The organism is Janthinobacterium rivuli (genome assembly GCF_029690045.1).
Lineage (GTDB): Bacteria > Pseudomonadota > Gammaproteobacteria > Burkholderiales > Burkholderiaceae_D > Janthinobacterium > Janthinobacterium rivuli.
Map to the genome: position 1 here is coordinate 6,190,574 of NZ_CP121464.1, position 15,989 is coordinate 6,206,562.

Annotated in this window: 14 protein-coding genes; 6 read left to right on the forward strand and 8 right to left on the reverse strand. The window is 64.4% G+C overall.

Features of this window, described 5'->3' with window-relative positions:
• The 3 genes from P9875_RS28095 to nagZ all read left to right on the forward strand — a co-directional run bounded on the left by P9875_RS28095 (position 1) and on the right by nagZ (position 4,447).
• On the forward strand, positions 1-1,011 hold the full coding sequence (locus P9875_RS28095) for a M48 family metallopeptidase (RefSeq protein ID WP_278317228.1): 1,011 nt from the start codon (positions 1-3) through the stop codon (positions 1,009-1,011).
• Positions 1,012-1,112: 101 nt separating this feature from the next.
• The gene (locus tag P9875_RS28100; RefSeq protein WP_278317229.1) at positions 1,113-2,723 is read left to right on the forward strand and encodes an FMN-binding glutamate synthase family protein; all 1,611 of its coding nucleotides are present in this window, start codon (positions 1,113-1,115) and stop codon (positions 2,721-2,723) included.
• Positions 2,724-2,905: 182 nt separating this feature from the next.
• Positions 2,906-4,447, forward strand: a complete 1,542-nt coding sequence (nagZ, locus tag P9875_RS28105; protein WP_278317230.1) for a beta-N-acetylhexosaminidase — start codon at positions 2,906-2,908, stop codon at positions 4,445-4,447.
• 49 nt (positions 4,448-4,496) lie between these two features.
• On the opposite strand, the gene P9875_RS28110 is transcribed toward nagZ, so the two are convergent.
• From P9875_RS28110 to P9875_RS28125, 4 genes are all read right to left on the reverse strand, one after another.
• Positions 4,497-4,658 (reverse strand): hypothetical protein, encoded by a 162-nt coding sequence (locus tag P9875_RS28110; RefSeq protein WP_158300279.1) that lies wholly within the window; start codon positions 4,656-4,658, stop codon positions 4,497-4,499.
• Between the two features lie 70 nt (positions 4,659-4,728).
• A complete protein-coding gene (locus P9875_RS28115; RefSeq protein ID WP_096238121.1) occupies positions 4,729-5,004 on the reverse strand; it encodes a hypothetical protein in 276 nt (91 codons plus the stop codon).
• A gap of 9 nt (positions 5,005-5,013) precedes the next feature.
• Entirely contained in the window at positions 5,014-6,915 is a 1,902-nt protein-coding gene (gene feoB, locus P9875_RS28120; RefSeq protein WP_278317231.1) for a ferrous iron transporter B, read from the reverse strand.
• 2 nt (positions 6,916-6,917) lie between these two features.
• Entirely contained in the window at positions 6,918-7,202 is a 285-nt protein-coding gene (locus tag P9875_RS28125; protein WP_077408814.1) for a FeoA family protein, read from the reverse strand.
• A 411-nt stretch (positions 7,203-7,613) separates the two neighbouring features.
• Here P9875_RS28125 and P9875_RS28130 point away from each other — a divergent pair, with 411 nt between their 5' ends.
• A complete protein-coding gene (locus P9875_RS28130) occupies positions 7,614-7,829 on the forward strand; it encodes a (2Fe-2S)-binding protein (RefSeq protein WP_034745611.1) in 216 nt (71 codons plus the stop codon).
• Between the two features lie 17 nt (positions 7,830-7,846).
• A complete protein-coding gene (locus P9875_RS28135; RefSeq protein WP_051959629.1) occupies positions 7,847-8,551 on the forward strand; it encodes an energy transducer TonB in 705 nt (234 codons plus the stop codon).
• Positions 8,552-8,766: 215 nt separating this feature from the next.
• Here the strand turns inward: P9875_RS28135 and P9875_RS28140 are convergent, their stop codons facing one another.
• Positions 8,767-9,447, reverse strand: coding sequence for a Fe2+-dependent dioxygenase (locus P9875_RS28140; RefSeq protein WP_046684505.1), 681 nt, complete (start codon positions 9,445-9,447; stop codon positions 8,767-8,769).
• A gap of 422 nt (positions 9,448-9,869) precedes the next feature.
• On the opposite strand from P9875_RS28140, the gene bfr reads away from it, so the two are divergent.
• Positions 9,870-10,346 (forward strand): bacterioferritin, encoded by a 477-nt coding sequence (bfr, locus tag P9875_RS28145; protein ID WP_034745609.1) that lies wholly within the window; start codon positions 9,870-9,872, stop codon positions 10,344-10,346.
• A gap of 54 nt (positions 10,347-10,400) precedes the next feature.
• On the opposite strand, the gene P9875_RS28150 is transcribed toward bfr, so the two are convergent.
• From P9875_RS28150 to P9875_RS28160, 3 genes are read right to left on the reverse strand one after another with little or no spacing between them, the layout of a single operon-like run.
• A complete protein-coding gene (locus tag P9875_RS28150; RefSeq protein ID WP_278317232.1) occupies positions 10,401-11,729 on the reverse strand; it encodes an MFS transporter in 1,329 nt (442 codons plus the stop codon).
• Positions 11,726-13,588 (reverse strand): alpha-amylase family glycosyl hydrolase, encoded by a 1,863-nt coding sequence (locus P9875_RS28155; RefSeq protein ID WP_278317233.1) that lies wholly within the window; start codon positions 13,586-13,588, stop codon positions 11,726-11,728. Before P9875_RS28155 ends, P9875_RS28150 begins: the two co-directional genes overlap by 4 nt.
• Positions 13,589-13,602: 14 nt before the next feature.
• Positions 13,603-15,882, reverse strand: a complete 2,280-nt coding sequence (locus P9875_RS28160) for a TonB-dependent receptor (RefSeq protein ID WP_278317234.1) — start codon at positions 15,880-15,882, stop codon at positions 13,603-13,605.
• Positions 15,883-15,989: the final 107 nt, after the last annotated feature.

Sequence of the window (15,989 nt, forward strand, 5' to 3'; positions counted from 1 at the left end):
ATGCACGCCGACACGCAAGAAGACCACGCCGCGCTGGCCGCCCGCTATTTCGACGGCCAGAGTTCGCGCCTGTACCACGTGACGCTCAGCGTGCGCGATGGAGTCGCCGTGCTGGCCGGCGATATCGCGCGCAGCTGCCCGCTGGGCGAGCTGCACGTGTCCGAACGCAGCAGCCACGCCGTGCGCAAGGTCAGCTTCTCCGACGGCGCCTACCTGGAGATCGCCGACCAGGCGGCCTTCAACAGCCTGCTGCACGCCACGGGCCACCGCGACGGCTGGGTGGTGCGGCTGCAGCAAAGCTGGCGCGGCGCCCTGCTGGCCACGGTCGCCACCGTGCTGGCCCTGTGGCTCAGCTACCAGTACCTGCTGCCCGTGGTGGCGAAGGGGGTCGCATATGCGATTCCCCAGTCCGTCGAGCGCCAGCTGGGCCAGGGCGTGCTCGATTTCCTCGACCAGCACGTGTTTGAGGCGAGCAAGCTTGCTGACGCGCGCCAGCAAGCCCTGCGCGCCCAGTTCGCGCGCCTGGCCACGCCCGGCGACAGCACGCCCCAGCACCGCATCGTTTTCCGCAAGAGCAAGATCGGCCCGAACGCGTTTGCCCTGCCGTCCGGCGACATCGTGCTGACCGATGAAATGATCGAACTGCTGCCGGACGACCTGGCCATCATGGGCGTGCTGGCGCATGAGCTGGGGCATTTGCAGCAGCGCCACCTGACGCGGCGCATCATCCAGACCTCGGCCGTCGGCGCCGGCGCGGCGCTGCTGTTCGGCGACGTGTCGACGGTGGTGGCGACCTTGCCGCCGCTGCTGCTGGACTTGAAGTATTCGCGCGACGTCGAACGCGACGCGGACGACTACGCCATCGCCATGCTGCGCCAGAACGGCATCCCGCTGGAACACCTGGCGCAAGTGTTTGTCGCCCTGGGCAAGCTGGACCAGGGCACACCCTACCTGTCGAGCCATCCGGCCAGCACTGAACGCATCGAGCGTATCCGCGCCGCACAACGCTGATCCCGCGCGGCGTCCACGGGGCGCCGCGTTCTTTCCCACCAACACGTTCCGCGAATCGAAGGTAGACTCGGCAGTATCAGTCTGACTTCACCGGAGTGCCCATGCACCTAGTACCATTTCGCTACCTGACCTTCATTGCGACGGCAGCCATCTTTGTCCTGTCCCTGTTTTACTACGATCATTACTGGCTGCCCGTGCTGGCCGGTGCGCTGACCCTGGTCGGCATCAGCGACCTGCTGCAAACGAAGCGCGCCCTGCGCCGCAACTACCCCATCCTCGCGCATTTCCGTTTTTTCTTCGAGAGCATCCGCCCCGAAATCCGCCAGTATTTCCTGGAAAGCGACAGCGAGGCCACGCCGTTCTCGCGCAGCCAGCGCAGCATCGTCTACCAGCGCGCCAAGGAGCAGACGGACAAGCGCCCGTTCGGCACCCAGCTCGACGTGTATGCAGCGGGCTATGAATGGATCAACCACTCCATCGCTCCCGCCAAGGTCACCGGGCACGATTTCCGCATCGAGATCGGCAACCACCCGGACTGCCCGCGCGCCAAACCGTATTCGGCCAGCGTCTTCAATATCTCGGCGATGAGCTTTGGCGCCCTGTCGGCCAACGCCATCCTGGCCCTGAACGGCGGCGCGCGCAGCGGCGGCTTCATGCACGATACGGGCGAAGGCAGCATCAGTCCTTATCACCGCGAAAACGGTGGCGACCTGGTATGGGAAATCGGCTCCGGCTACTTCGGCTGCCGCAATCAGGACGGCACGTTTTCGGAAGAGCGCTTCATCGCCAACGCCAGCTCGGAACAGGTGAAAATGATCGAGCTGAAAATGTCACAGGGTGCCAAGCCGGGCCACGGCGGCGTGCTGCCCGGGCCGAAAGTGACGATCGAGATCGCCACCACGCGCGGCGTGATGGTGGGCGAGGATTGCGTCTCGCCGGCCGCGCACAGCGCCTTTTCCACGCCACTGGAAATGCTGCACTTTATCGACCGCCTGCGCACGCTCTCCGGCGGCAAGCCGACGGGCTTCAAGCTGGCCATCGGCCACCCGTGGGAATTTTTCGCCATCGTGAAAGCCATGCTGGAAACGGGCATCACGCCCGACTTCATCGTCGTCGACGGCAGCGAAGGGGGCACGGGCGCCGCACCGCTGGAATTCACGGACCACGTGGGCACGCCGCTGCAGGAAGCGCTGGTGCTCGTGCATAACACCCTGGTGGGCGCCAACCTGCGCGCGAAGATCAAGATCGGCTGCTCGGGCAAGATCATTACGGCCTTCGACATCGCCCGCCTGCTGGCGCTGGGCGCCGACTGGTGCAATTCGGCGCGCGGCTTCATGTTCGCGCTGGGCTGCATCCAGTCGCAAAGCTGCCACACGGACCGCTGCCCCACGGGCGTGGCCACGCAAGACCCGCAACGCCAGCGCGCGCTGGTGGTGCCCGACAAGATCGCCCGCGTGGCGCACTTCCATCAAAACACCATGAAGGCGCTGGCCGAGCTGATCGCCGCCGCCGGCCTGGCGCACCCGCAGGAACTGCGTCCGCACCACCTGGTGCGCCGCATCTCGCCGAATCAGGTGAAACTGGCTTCGGCCCTGCTGCCCTTCCTGGAAGCGGGCCAGTTGCTCGACCCGAGCCAGCTGCCGCAACTGCCGCCCGTGTTCGGCCTGTACTGGCCCAAGGCGCAAGCGGCCTCGTTCCAGCGCCTGGATTGATGCCGGCACTGCGCAAGTGGAGCAATACCACTTAATAACCACTTGCGCAAAAACCCAAATCCAATACAATACCAAAATAAGTACAAAACCAAGGCAGCTTTTCCGGTGATTGTCCAGACGCGTCACCGGGGGCCAGAATACGGACTTGTCGTCATCAGAATGAATACCGGAGGAGTTGCAGCATGGAGCAGGGTTTGCGCGAGAAAGTAGGACAGCTATTCATGGTGGGCTTCGACGCCCTGCAGGCGGACGAGCATATCAAGACCTTGATACGCGAAAAGAAGGTGGGCGGCGTGATCCTGTTCCGCCGCAACGTGCACACGCCCGCGCAAGTGTCCGCCCTGTGCCGCGAACTGCAGGAGATCAACGCGGAAGTGTCCGACATTCCGCTGCTGATCTCCATCGACCAGGAAGGCGGCATGGTGATGCGCATCGAGCAGGGCGTCACGCCAATTCCCGCCGCGATGGCCTTTCAGGCGGCCGGCTCCATCGACGACTGCGAACGCATGAACCAGATCAGCGGCGATGAAATGCGCCAGCTGGGCATCAACCTGCTGCTCGCGCCCGTGCTCGATGTGAACAACAACCGCAACAACCCGGTCATCGGCGTGCGCGCTTATGGCGAGGATGCCGCCACCGTCATCGCCTACGGCATGGCGGCCATGCGCGGCCAGCGCGCCAGCGGCGTGGCCGTCACCGCCAAGCATTTCCCCGGCCACGGCGACACGGCCACCGACACGCATTACGCCATGGCGCTGGTCCCGCACGACAAGGAACGCCTGCGCGCCGTGGAACTGGCGCCCTTCCGCGCGGCCATTGCCGGCGGCGTGGACGCCATCATGACGGCGCACGTGGTCTTCCCCGCCTTCGAGGCCGACACCAAGGTGCCGGCGACCTTGTCGAAAGGCGTGCTGACGGACCTGCTGCGCGGCGAGTTGAAATACCAGGGCGTGGTCATCACCGACTGCCTGGAAATGGCGGCCATTGCCGACGGCATCGGCATCGCCCAGGGCGCCATCGCCACCTTGCAGGCGGGCGCCGACATCGTCCTCATCTCGCACCGCGAAGCGCAGCAGACGGCCGCCATCGAGGCCGTCATCGCCGCCGTGGAGCGCGGCGACATCGCCATCGACCGCATCGACGCCGCTTGCGCGCGCGTGGCTGAACTCAAGCGCAACCGCGCCGTGCGCGACTGGCGCGCCCGCCCCGTCGCCCCGCCGGCGCTGATGCAACCGGCCGCCATGGCCCTGTCGCAGCTGCTGCAAAAGGCAGCCCTGCGCGTGCAGGGCGACTACCGCGCGCTCGACGCCAGCCTGCCCGTGACCCTGCTGACGGTGGAAGTGCGCTCGCGCAGCGAGATCGATGAAGTGGCGCTGGGTCGCAACAAGGAAGCGCGCAGCTCGATGCTGCCGGCGCTGCGCGAAGCGGGCCTGGACGTGCGCGAATATGCCTTGTCGGCCGAGGCACTGGACGACGAAGTCAATGAAGCCATCGCCTTTGCGCAAGGCGCGCAACAGATCGTGCTGCAAACGTATAACGCCATGTTCGTCGATGGCCAGCGTCGCCTGGTCGAAGCCCTGCCGCAGGATAAACTGTGGCTGGTGGCGGGCCGTTTGCCGTATGACCTGGACCTGGCGCCCCACGCGCAAGGCCGCCTGGCCGCCTTCGGCTGCCGTCCGGCAGCGCTGGTGCCGGTGGTCGACAAACTGGCCGGCAAAGCGTAAGCGCCGTACTGCAGACGTAAAAAAACCCGCATGCGCGGGTTTTTTCCATTCAGCTTGCTGCAACGGGCGGCAGCGCCGCCACCGCCAGCAGGGCAAACGGCCCGAGGAACAGGCCGATGCCGAACCAGAGTCCCCCGTGGCGGCCGCGCCGGCTGGCCAGCAGCCAGGTGGCGACCGCAAACAGAAACATGAAGATCAACAGTATCGCCATTGCCACTCCTTGCCATGCGGAAAACCCAGTGTAGCCCACGGGCGCGCCCGTGGCTACTCCGGCGTTGACCCTAGCGCTGCACCTGCATCAGGATCACGCGCTTGCTGCTGCCGTCGGCCGGCGGCGTGGCGGACGGTGGCGGCGGGCTGTCGCAGGAACCGCAGGAACCGCAGCCGCTGCCGCAACCGGGCGCCACCTTGAAGAAGGCCGACATCTTCGCCTCATCGAGGCCGCAGCGCACGAGGCCGCGCACGATGGCGCGGCGCACGCCCGCCGGCAGGTACTTGGTCGAAAAATGCAGCAGCGCGGCTGCGACGATCAGGGCGACGATCAGGGTTTGCCACATGCTTTTCTCCTAAGCACCCAGCATCAGGGCGATGCGGTACGTGATGAACGAGGCGGCGTAGGCCAGGGCGAACATGTAGCCGGCCATCAGCAGCGGATAGCGCCAGCCGCCCGTTTCGCGCTTCACCACGGAGAGGGTCGACAGGCACTGCGGCGCGAACACATACCAGGCCAGCAGGGACAGCGCGGTGGCCATCGACCACGAATGGGCGATCAGCGGCTCCAGCGTGGAGGCCAGCGCGTCGCCCGTTTGCGACAGCGCGTACACGGTGCCCAGGGCACCGACGGCCACTTCGCGCGCCGCCATGCCCGGCACCAGCGCGATGCAGATCTGCCAGTTGAAACCGATCGGCGCGAAGATCACTTCCAGGCCGCGGCCCAGGATGCCGGCCAGGCTGTAGTAGATCGGCGGGTGGATCGCGTTGTCCGGCGGGCCGGGGAAGGTGCTGAGGAACCACAAGATGATCATCAGGCTCAGGATGATGGTACCGACGCGCGTGAGGAAGATCTTCGCGCGCTCCCACAGGCTGACGGCCAGGTTGCGCAGGTGCGGCCAGTGGTAGGCCGGCAGTTCCAGCATCAGCGGCTGATTGCCGCGCACGCCCATGCCGCGCTTCATGACCCAGGCCACGGCCATGGCCGAGATGATGCCGGCGAAGTACAGGACGAACAGCACCAGGCCTTGCAGGCTCAGGTAGCCCCATACCTGGCGTTCCGGAATGAAGGCGGCGATGATCAGCGCGTACACGGGCAGGCGCGCCGAACACGTCATCAGCGGCGCGATCATGATGGTGACCAGGCGGTCGCGCGGATTCTGGATCGTGCGCGCCGCCATCACGCCGGGAATGGCGCAGGCAAAGCTCGACAGCAGCGGGATGAAGGCGCGGCCGGACAGGCCCACGCCGCCCATCAGGCGGTCCAGCAAAAAAGCCGCGCGCGGCAGGTAGCCGCAGTCTTCCAGGCTCAGGATGAAGAAGAACAAAATCAGGATCTGCGGCAGGAACACGAGCACGCTGCCGACGCCGCCGATGATGCCTTCCACCAGCAAGCTTTTCAGGTGACCGTCGGGCATGTTCGCCGTCAGCACGGCGCCCAGGTGGCCCACGCCATCGGTGATCATTTCCATCGGCGTGGCGGCCCAGGCAAATACGGCCTGGAAGATCAGGAACATCAGCACGGCCAGGATGATGGGGCCGAAGACGGGGTGCAGCACCACGTCGTCGATTTTTTCCGTCAGGTTGCCCTTGTCGCTCGTGTCATTGCTGACGGCGGCCAGGATGCGGCGCACTTCGCGCTGGGTTTCTTCGACGCTGACGGCATCGATGGCCGCCAGCGGTTTCGCTTCCACGGCCGGCAGCGGCAGCATGGCGTCGATGGCATTGAGCAGGGCTTTTTCGCCGTCGTGCTGCACCGCCACGGTTTCCACCACGGGCATGCCCAGTTCCTGCGACAGCTTGGCGGTGTCGATCAGCATGCCGCGCTTGCGCGCCACGTCCGTCATGTTCAGCGCCAGCAGCATGGGCAGGCCCAGGCGCTTGACTTCCAGCACCAGGCGCAGATTCAGACGCAAATTGGTGGCGTCGACGACGCAGATGATGGCGTCCGGACGCGGGTCGCCGCGGCGCAGGCCGCCCACCACATCGCGCGTGATGGCTTCATCAGGCGTGGTGGCCGACAGGCTGTAGGCGCCCGGCAGGTCGAGCAGGCGCACAGGCTTGCCGGCGGGCGAAGTGAAATGGCCTTCCTTGCGCTCGATGGTCACGCCGGCGTAGTTCGCCACTTTCTGGCGCGCGCCCGTCAAACGGTTGAACAGGGCGGTCTTGCCGCAGTTGGGATTGCCCAGCAAGGCAATTTGTGGCTGATGCGGCGGCTTGTGCACGCCCGCATCGACGATCGTTTCGACAGCACCCATGGTCATTCCGGTTGAAGCAGCGGTTGAATCGTGATCAGCGCCGCTTCGAAGCGGCGCAGTGCGAATGTGGCATTGCCCACCTTGATGGCCAGCGGATCGCCGCCGGGAATGCCGCGCTTGAGCATGCGGATGCGTTCACCGGGAACGAATCCCAGCTCCATCAGGCGGCGGGCCAGGTCGACGCCGTCCTCCGTCTGTCCTGCCGTGTGGGGCGTGATATGCAACACCGTGCCGCTCTGGCCGACTGCCAGCGCATCGAGCGTCATCATGGGTGGAACTAGAGTCATGAGCAAATTCCGTTCAAATTAAGAACACCTGATACCAGCTGCGGCGCGGGCGCCTTCCGCCGGTTCCAGGTTTGTGAGGTAAAACGCAACTGTTGCGCATTACCGACAAGCGGCCATTCCATCTGTCCAGACGGCAACCGTCCGAGACAATACCAGCATTATAAACATGAATGCGAATAGTTTTTATTTAGCCCGGAGAGCCGCCCCCACCAAGGGCTGCACCATCCGAAAAAATGGCATATCGATGCGCCGCGCCAGGCCGCCAACTGCCGCACACTTGATCAAAATCGCTTGCATTGTCCCGCACTTTGCGCGACAATGAAACGTAATGATAATGATTCTCATTAAAACACTAGCAACAATGCTTTCCAGCACTAGTGTCTGTTCATCCTCCAGCCAGAAGGTGTATCAATGATTGTATGTGTCTGCAACAACATATCTGATCGTGAAATCCGTCAAGCCGTCGATCTTGGCCTGTCCAGCATGGCCGAACTGCGCCGCGACCTGGGCGTGGCCACCTGCTGCGGCAAATGCCACACCTGTGCGCGGGAAGTGCTGAACGATCACCTGAACGCCACCGTGGCGCTGCAAGAAACCGTATTGATGCGAGCTGTACTGACAAACTAAAGAAAGCGATGAACGCCATGACGATGATGCCCCCGCCCGTAACGGTGCAGGCCGTGCAGCAATTTGCCGACTTCGACAAGAAGCGCAACAAATTCGCGCCGCTGATGGCCATCGTCGTCCTGCATATCGCCGGCTTTTACGCCATCCAGAGCGGCCTGCTGAGCCGCGTCGTCACGGCGGCCATGCCGACCATCACCACCATCAGCATCATCGCCCCGCCGGCGCCGCCGAAACCGCCCGCACCGTCCGTACCGAAAACCGTGGAATTGAGCGCGCCCGTGCCGCGCGCCGTGATCCCGCCGCTGCCGCTGATCGCCGTCGCGCCAAGCGAACCGACGATCACGCCGCCGCAACCGACGCGCGCCGAAGCGGCACCGGCTGTTGCCACCGCCGCGCCGACGGCACCATCGGCACCATCGCCGACGCCGCCGGCACCATCGACGCCGCGCACCGTCAGCAGCGTCGAATACATCAAGGCGCCGCAACTGATCTACCCGAACTTGTCGCGCCGCCTGGGCGAAAGCGGCACCGTGGTGTTGCGCATCCTGATCAACGAAAAAGGCTTGCCCGAGCAAATCCTGATCCAGAAATCGACCGGCTACAACAACCTCGATGAAGCGGGCCGCCAGGCCGCGCAACGCGCGCTGTTCAAGCCGATGATCGAAAACGGCAAGCCCGTGCCCGTGTACGTGCTCGTCCCACTGACCTTCCAACTGAGCTAGCCTTCCGGCGGCCACAGCGCCGCTGCCAGCCCGCAAGCACCGCACCCTGTGCCCTGCTTGCTTTTTTGCGCCTGTTTTCGTCAAGCGATTTGCTTGTTTCAGTCTGCCAGCCTACATCCCCGGGCCAGGCAGACTTTTTTTTGCCGGTGCTTCACGCAGTATCGTAGCTCGGATTAGCGCGGCCAAAGGCCACGCGTAATCCGACACCGCCACGATTACATCTCCGCCCACATCCGCAGCAGGTTGTGATAATGCCCCGTCAGCCCCACCGTCGCCGGTGAATCGCCATGCTCCGCGCGCACGCTCTGGATGTTCTGATCGAGCTCGAACAGCATGCTGCGTTTCCAGTCTTCGCGCACCATGCTTTGCGTCCACAGGAAAGAGCAGATGCGCTCGCCGCTGGTGACGGGCAGCACCTGGTGCACGCTGCTCGACGGATACACGATCACGTCGCCGGCCGGCAGTTTCACTTCATGCGTGCCGTAAGAATCGACCACCACCAGCTCGCCGCCTTCGTATTCATCCGGCTCGCTCAGGAAGACGGTCGACGAGACGTCGGCGCGCATCGACTGCATGCCGTTTTTCGGCGTGCGGATGGCGCCGTCGATATGCAGGCCATAGTGTTCGCCGCCCGCATAGCTGTTGAAGAAGGGCGGCAGGATGCGCAGCGGCAGCACGGCGGCAAAGAACAGCGGATTGGCCATCAGCGCGCGGCTGACGATCTCGCCCAGTTCCAGCGCCAGCGGCGAACCTTCGGCCAGCTGGCGGTTGCGCTTGACTTGCGCGCCTTGCGCCCCGACGCTGGCGCGTCCGTCGACCCAGTCCGTCTGCGCCAGGCGCTGGCGAAACTGCGTCACCTGTTCCGGCGTCAGCACGCCGGGTATATGCAGCATCATCTTGCTATCCTTTTTTCAGTAAATATCGCTGCCTGATTATCGCATCGCCGGCAGCGGCCAAGAAGACACAAAAGCAAGAACGGACCAACATTTCCCGCCTTTTCAGCGCAGCCATGCAGGCCCACCAGCGGCGGCCAAATAGCGGCGGGAACGCGAATGAGAATGGCCTTCATTTTCCTTAACAAATAAAAAACGGCGCAAGTGGGCAATCCACTTGAGAATGGGTTTTATTCGCACGATATTTACGTTAAAAAGACGGAAAAATGCCGTTTAGCACCGGAAATCGCCGACATTTTGCGCTATCATGCGGGCATAGCGAAACCGGCAACCTGAGCGCCACCAGGCAGCCAACGCCACCCGGCAGTGAACGCCAGCAGCCTGCGGTTTCATCATCGAACGCGACACAGAACAAAGGAAATCCCATGAAGGGCGATAAAGAAGTCATCCGCATGCTCAACGCACAGCTCACCAACGAACTGTCGGCCATCAACCAGTACTTCCTGCATGCGCGCATGTACAAGCACTGGGGCCTGGAAAAGCTGGGCAAGAAGGAATACGAAGAATCGATCGGCGAAATGAAACACGCCGACAAGCTGATCGACCGCATCCTGATGCTCGACGGCCTGCCTAACCTGCAAGCGCTGCACAAGCTGCTGATCGGCGAGAACACGCCGGAAATGCTGGAATGCGACTTGAAGCTGGAACGCGCCGCGCACGCCACCGTCAAGGAAGGCATCGCCATCAGCGAAAAAGCGGGCGACTACGTCTCGCGCGACCTGTTCCTGATGATCCTGGAAGACACGGAAGAGCATATCGACTGGCTCGAAACGCAGATCGACCTGATCGCCAAAGTCGGTATTCAAAATTATCTGCAAAGCCAGATGGCGATTGAAGAGTAATCTTTCGCAGCATCGTAAAAAAACCGGCAGAGCCGGTTTTTTTTACGCCTGTCGTCAAGCCTTGCCGGTCTGCGATGGGCGCAGCTTCACGAACAGCACCGCCACCGCCGCGCACAGCAGCAGAGCGCCAGCCAGCCGGATGACGTTTTCCGGATTGCCGCCCAGCCAGCTGCGGTAATACAGCGGCAGAGTAAATATCTGGATGATCATCGGGATGACGATGAACATATTAAAAATGCCCATGTAGACGCCTGTGCGCGCGGGCGGAATGCAGCCGGCCAGCATGATATAGGGATTGCCCATGATGCTGGCCCAGGCCAGGCCGATACCCAGCATGGGCAGCAACAGCAGCGCCGGGCTGTGGATCAGCGGGATGCTCAGCATGCCGACACCTGCCGCGCACAGGCACACGCTGTGCATGCGCTTGGGGCCGAAGCGGCGCGTGAACGGCACCAGCGCGAAGGCGGCGACAAAGGCGACGAAATTGTAGAAGGCGCCCACCTGCCCGTTCAGCAGGCCCGCGTCGCGAAAGCCTTGCGATGCGGGGTCCGTCGTATGAAACAGCGTCGCAGCCAGCGACAGCGCGATGTACTGCCAGTAGCAGAACAGGGCGTACCACTGGAACAGGTTGACGAGGGCCAGCTGCTTCATCGTCGGCGGCATGTCGCGCAGGGCCGCGCCGATGTCGGCCAGCGTGTGGCGCCAGCCGGGCGGGCGGCTGCGGATGGCTGCCAGCTCGGCCGCCGTGAGCGGATTTTCCGGCGTCGTCTTCAGGGTCCACAGCACCGAGGCGAGCGAGAACACGGCGCCGATCAGGAAGGCGGCGATGACGATGTGCGGGATATGGCTGCCGTTGACGGCATCCTTGTTCATGCCCAGCATGACCAGCAGCGACGGCGTCAGGTAGGCCAGCGTTTGCCCCAGCCCCGTAAACGCGCTTTGCGTGAGAAAACCCAGCGAATGCTGCTTCTTGTCGAGCTTGTCGCTGACAAAGGCGCGGTACGGTTCCATCGTCACATTGTTGGCCGCGTCGAGTATCCACAGCAGGCTGGCCGCCATCCATAAAGTCGGACTGAACGGCATGGCCAGCAGGCCCAGGCTGCACAGGATGGCGCCGATCAGAAAATATGGCGTGCGGCGGCCCCAGCGCGTCACCGTGCGGTCGCTCATGGCGCCGATCAGCGGTTGCACGAGCAGCCCCGTCATGGGACCGGCCAGCCACAGGTAGGGCAAGCTCGCCTCGTCGGCGCCCAGGTATTTGTAGATGGGGCTCATGCTGCTTTGCTGCAGGCCAAAGCTGAACTGGATGCCGAAAAATCCGACATTCATGTTGACGATCTGCCAGAACGACAGGTGTGGACGCTGCGCAGTGGCGTCGCTCATGACTGTTCCCTTTCCAGCCACAGCATATGCCAGGGCTGCAAGCCCACCGTGCCGGCCAGCACGCTGCCATCGAGGCTGTTGCGCCATTCGCCCGCAGGCAAAGTGAAACGCTGGCTGGCGCCGCTGAAGTTGCTCAGGTTGAGAAACGCATCGCCGCGCAGCAGCGCCAGCACGGCCGGCGTGTCGGCGGGCAGTACGCTGCGCGGCGCAGCGGCGGCCAGGGCCGGCAAGCGCCTGCGCGCGTCGACCAGCTGGCGCAGCGCCAGGTACAACCGGCCGCTGGCGCTCACGCCATCGTGGCGCCATGCCAGCAAGCTGTCGTCAAATGCGGGGCGCTGCAGCCAGCGGCTGTCCATGGCCCGGTCGGGGCGCTGCGTGTAGCTGTGATCGTTGGTCATGCCCAGTTCATCGCCCATGTACAACACGGGCAAGGCGCCAAAGCTCAAGGCCAGGCCATGCAGCAGCAGCAGGCGCCGCAACGCGTATTCCTGCTCCTGCACCGTGGCGGCGCTTTGCAGGCCGGCCAGCGAGGCGGCCATGCCGTTGCTGCCATGCGCCTTGTCGGCACTGCTGCTCTGGAAGGCGGCGCCGCGCGCATAGCTGCCCGGTGCCCCCGCAAAGAACTGTGCGATGCGCGCCAGGCGCGCCGGCCCGTCCTCACCGGCTTCATTGAGCAGCACGTTCCAGCCGATGTCGTCGTGGCAGCGCACATAACTGAGCCAGCTGGCGGCCGGCGGCAGCGGCGGCGTGGCGGCGATCACCTGCTGCAGCAAGTCCGTGCTTTCCTCGGCCAGCGCGCCCCAGCCGGCGGCCATCAGGCTGCTGTGATAAGCGATATGGCATTCGGGCGCCGCATCGCTGCCAAAGTAGGCGGGCAGCTTGGGCGTGGGCACGATGGCTTCGGCCTTGAGCAGCACACCCGGCGCGACGATGGCGGCAATCGCCCGCAACGCTTGCAGCAGGCTGTGGGCTTCGGGCTGGTTCATGCAATCGCTACCTTCGCGCTTCCACAGGAAGGCCGTCGAATCGAGGCGGAATACCTCGATGCCCTTGTTGGCCAGGCCCAGCATGGCGCCGGCCATGGCCGCGAAGACGGCCGGATTGGCGTAATTCAAATCCCACTGGTACGGGTAAAACGTGGTCCAGACCCAGCGATCAAGCTCCGGCACGAAGGTGAAATTGCCCGGCGCCGCCTGCGGAAAAACCTGGCCCACGGTGCGCTCGTAGCGGTCCGGCTGCACGCGGTCGGGATAGGTATGGAAAAAATCGCGCAGCAGCGGATCGCCCGCCTTGGCGCCCAGCGCCCACGCATGGTCGTCGGCCACGTGGTTGAGGATCAGGTCCGAGCACAGGCTGATGCCGGCCGCGCGCAGCTGCGCCGTCAACGCCAGCAAGTCGGCGTTGCTGCCCAGCGCGGGATCGACTTCCTCGAAGCTGGCGACGGCAAAGCCGCCATCGCTTTCGCCGGCGCGCGCACGCAGGAACGGCAGCAGGTGCAGATACGTCACGCCCAGTTCGCGCAGGTGGGCAATGCGCGCCGCCACGCCCTGCAGGTTACCGCCGAAGCGCTGCACATACGCGCTGTAACCGAGCATGGACTGGCTGGCAAACCAGTCCGGCTGCGCTGCGCGCTGCGCATCCTGGCGCAGCAGCTCGGGGGCGCGCGCCGCGTACAGCCGCCCCACGCTTTCCATCAGGTCGCCCAGCCAGGGCAGGAAGTCCGGCCGCTGGCCATACAGGCTGCCCAGGCGGTCGAGCAAGACCGCCTCCTGGCGCGCATAGCGGCGCGCCGCATCGTCGCGCAAGTGCGTGGGGAGCGGCGCCAGCAGGCGCGCCAGGGGGCTGCGTATCGACATCATGAATCTATCCTTGCTTAAAATGCGTATTTCAGGCTGACCTTGACGGCGCGCCCCGTGATCGAGCGGGCCGCATGGCCATCGCCCTCGACTTCCGTATAGCCGATCTTGTTGAACAGATTGTTCGCCGTCAGCGCCACCTGCATCTGCGGCGTGAGCTGGTAATTGACGAAGGCGTTGAGCACCTGGTAGGCGGGCAAGGTGATCGTGTGCGCATCGTCGCCCCACGACTTGCCCGTGCCGACCAGGCTCGCGCCCAGGGTAGCCTGCCCCCATTCATAGGTCGGCGCGATCTGGTACACGACACGCGCCTGGCGCCGCGGCGTATTGCCGATCAGCGCCACGTCGGCCGCCGCCGTGCCCGTGATCTCGGCATCCGTGAACGTCAGGCCGCCATTGATGCGGAAGTCGCCGGCGCTCCAGGCCGCTTCCACTTCCACGCCCTTCGCTTCATAGCTGTTGGCCGTGCGCAGCTGGGTGGTCGCCTCGTAATTGCTTTCCTTGGTCTTGGCCTGGAACACGGTCACAAAAGTGCTCAGGGGACCGCGCCGCCATTTCACGCCGCCTTCGAGCTGGCGCACGGTGTTGATCGCCACGGGCACGCTGCCATCCAAGGGCGTGCCGAACAGGATGCGGTCCGCATTGAAGGCCACGCCTTCGCTGACGCGGGCAAACACGGCCAGATTCGCTTGCAGCTTGTAGTTCGCGCCCAGCGAGTACGAGGTGTGGCCCAGGGTGTAGTCGACCTGCTGTACCGTCGACGGCAGGTAGGCTTGCGCGCCGGTGGCCTGGTTGGCCGTGCCGCTGGCGTGCTGGCGGTCGCGCCGCAGGCCGCCGTCGAGATTCAGCGCGCCGCTTTCCCAGGCCAGGTTCAGATACGGCGACGTCGTGCGGTATTCCATGTCGACGGCGCGCGAGCAGCAGGCGCCGAAGGCCGGGCCGATGTAGCCTGGCGTGCCGCTGGCCGTCTGCAGCAGCGCCGGCTGGTCGCCCGTGGCCTGCATCAGGTATTCATTGAAGTTCCAGGTCAGGCCCAGCTTTTGCTGCGACAGGTACAGGCCGGCCGTGGTGGTCAGCTTGCCGCTGTCGAGCACAAACGTCTTGGCCAGCTTGGTGTCGCTCAGGGTATTGCTGGCGTCGTCGATCGAGGTATTGAACACCACGGCGGAAAACGCGCGGCCCGTGTAGGGCTGGCCCCGATTCGGGCCGCTGGCAAACACGTAGCCGCCGTCGCTGCCGTTATTCGACGGGAACACGCCCGTGAAGCGCCCGGAATTGTCGGCGTAGCGGAAGTTTTCGCTCACGCTCCAGCCCTGCCCCAGCTTGAACGACGCTTCCAGCCCCACGGTGTCACTCTTGACGTGCAAGCCGTCGTTGACGCGGGTGGCCACGCGCTGGTTATCCTTGTTCAGCACCATGTCGGGCACCCAGTACGGCGAATAGAAGCTGGCCTTGCGCGGGTCGATGCCGGCGATTTCCGTGATGCGGCCATTGCGCACGCTGACCGGCACGGGCAGGGCCGTAGGCGACTGGTCGTCGAGGTGCTTGAACGACAGGCGCACGAAGCCGCTGTCGAATTCATGCGTGACATTGCCGCGGATCTGGCCGCCTTTTTCGCTGTTGACGCCACTGTGGCGGATGCCTTCGCCCGTGCGCCAGGAGCCGCCGATGAAGAAGCGCGTGCGCTCCGAAATTGGCGCACCGTAGTCGAAGTCCACGCGCGTCTGGTCGTAGCCCAGGCCGCGGCTGAGGGCCACGCTGCCGCCCTTCTCCTTGCCGTTCTTGCTGATGAAATTGATGATGCCGCCCGGCGAATTGGTGGCCAGGGTCGAGGCCGAACCGCCGCGCACCACTTCCAGGTGGTCGAGCGTGGAATCGATCTTGACGAAGCTGTCGGGCGTGGTGAAGTTGAAGTCGCCGAACTGCAGCACGGGCAAGCCATCTTCCTGGATCTGCACATAACGCGCGCCGCCAGCGGAAATGGGCAAGCCGCGCACGGTGATGTTGGCATTGCCTTCGCCGCCCGAGGACTCGGCCCGCAAGCCAGGCACCGAGCGCAGGACTTCGGCGGCGCTGGTCGGCGCGTTGTGCAGGATGGTGTCGAGCTCCATGCTGCTGACGGAATTGCTCGATTTCATTTTGGACGTGCCGCCGGTGGTGCCCGTGACCACGATGCGTTCCAGGTTCAGGCCATCGGCGGGGGCGGCAGCCGATTGTGCCTGGGCGGCGCCCCATTGCAGCAGGGCCAGGGCGACGGCGGCGGCCATGCAGCCGCGTTGAGCAGTACGTGTCTTCATCTTGTCTCCAGTGTTGTATGCCGATACATCGAGGTATCCGCTTGTTATGAGTCCTGGCCGCCGCATGCCGTGGCGCGCTGGCTGAGCCGGTACGTCATTATTCAACG

Excerpts from the sequence above, each read along its gene's own strand:
- P9875_RS28095 (WP_278317228.1), top strand. The coding sequence starts at position 1 with ATGCACGCCGACACGCAAGAAGACCACGCCGCGCTGGCCGCCCGCTAT.
- P9875_RS28100 (WP_278317229.1), top strand. The coding sequence starts at position 1,113 with ATGCACCTAGTACCATTTCGCTACCTGACCTTCATTGCGACGGCAGCC.
- nagZ (WP_278317230.1), top strand. The coding sequence starts at position 2,906 with ATGGAGCAGGGTTTGCGCGAGAAAGTAGGACAGCTATTCATGGTGGGC.
- P9875_RS28110 (WP_158300279.1), bottom strand. The coding sequence starts at position 4,658 with ATGGCGATACTGTTGATCTTCATGTTTCTGTTTGCGGTCGCCACCTGG.
- P9875_RS28115 (WP_096238121.1), bottom strand. The coding sequence starts at position 5,004 with ATGTGGCAAACCCTGATCGTCGCCCTGATCGTCGCAGCCGCGCTGCTG.
- feoB (WP_278317231.1), bottom strand. The coding sequence starts at position 6,915 with ATGGGTGCTGTCGAAACGATCGTCGATGCGGGCGTGCACAAGCCGCCG.
- P9875_RS28125 (WP_077408814.1), bottom strand. The coding sequence starts at position 7,202 with ATGACTCTAGTTCCACCCATGATGACGCTCGATGCGCTGGCAGTCGGC.
- P9875_RS28130 (WP_034745611.1), top strand. The coding sequence starts at position 7,614 with ATGATTGTATGTGTCTGCAACAACATATCTGATCGTGAAATCCGTCAA.
- P9875_RS28135 (WP_051959629.1), top strand. The coding sequence starts at position 7,847 with ATGACGATGATGCCCCCGCCCGTAACGGTGCAGGCCGTGCAGCAATTT.
- P9875_RS28140 (WP_046684505.1), bottom strand. The coding sequence starts at position 9,447 with ATGATGCTGCATATACCCGGCGTGCTGACGCCGGAACAGGTGACGCAG.
- bfr (WP_034745609.1), top strand. The coding sequence starts at position 9,870 with ATGAAGGGCGATAAAGAAGTCATCCGCATGCTCAACGCACAGCTCACC.
- P9875_RS28150 (WP_278317232.1), bottom strand. The coding sequence starts at position 11,729 with ATGAGCGACGCCACTGCGCAGCGTCCACACCTGTCGTTCTGGCAGATC.
- P9875_RS28155 (WP_278317233.1), bottom strand. The coding sequence starts at position 13,588 with ATGATGTCGATACGCAGCCCCCTGGCGCGCCTGCTGGCGCCGCTCCCC.
- P9875_RS28160 (WP_278317234.1), bottom strand. The coding sequence starts at position 15,882 with ATGAAGACACGTACTGCTCAACGCGGCTGCATGGCCGCCGCCGTCGCC.